Annotated in this window: 1 protein-coding gene; it reads right to left on the bottom strand. The window is 60.1% G+C overall.

Going from position 1 to position 506, the window contains the following annotated elements:
• Nucleotides 1-506, bottom strand: a 506-nt coding sequence (locus JJ896_18590) for a transposase (protein ID MBO6781658.1), incomplete at both ends; no start/stop codon positions are given.

Here is a 506-nt window from a genome sequence, read left to right on the forward strand (position 1 = left end):
TTGGGCTGTACCTCGCTTGCTGCGCCGAAAGCCGCCTCATCCAGCGTGTCGAGATACTCGCGAACCGCGCGGGGCGCATCTGCCGGATCAATACGCGTCGCGTCCCACTCCTCCTTCGGCGTCGAGTTCTGCTTGTTGGCATCTGCCTCGATCAGGCTTGCATCGATGGCCATGCGCTGGCCGCTTACCAAGCCTTCCTCGATGCAGCGAGTGACGGTCGTCTCAAACAAGTGACGCAGCAACTCGCTCTCGCGGAACCGCCCATGCCGGTTCTTCGAGAAGGTGGAATGATCCGGCACCCGATCGTTCAGGTCGAGACGGCAGAACCAGCGATAGGCAAGGTTCAGGTGGACCTCTTCACAGAGCCGCCGCTCGGACCGGATACCAAAACAATAGCCCACAAGAAGCATCCGGATAAGCAGCTCGGGGTCGACTGATGGACGTCCGGTATGGCTGTAGAACTCTGCCAGATGCGCCCGAATGCTGCTCAGATCGACGAACAAACC

It is taken from the genome of Rhodothermales bacterium (assembly GCA_017643395.1).
GTDB lineage: Bacteria > Bacteroidota > Rhodothermia > Rhodothermales > UBA10348 > JABDJZ01.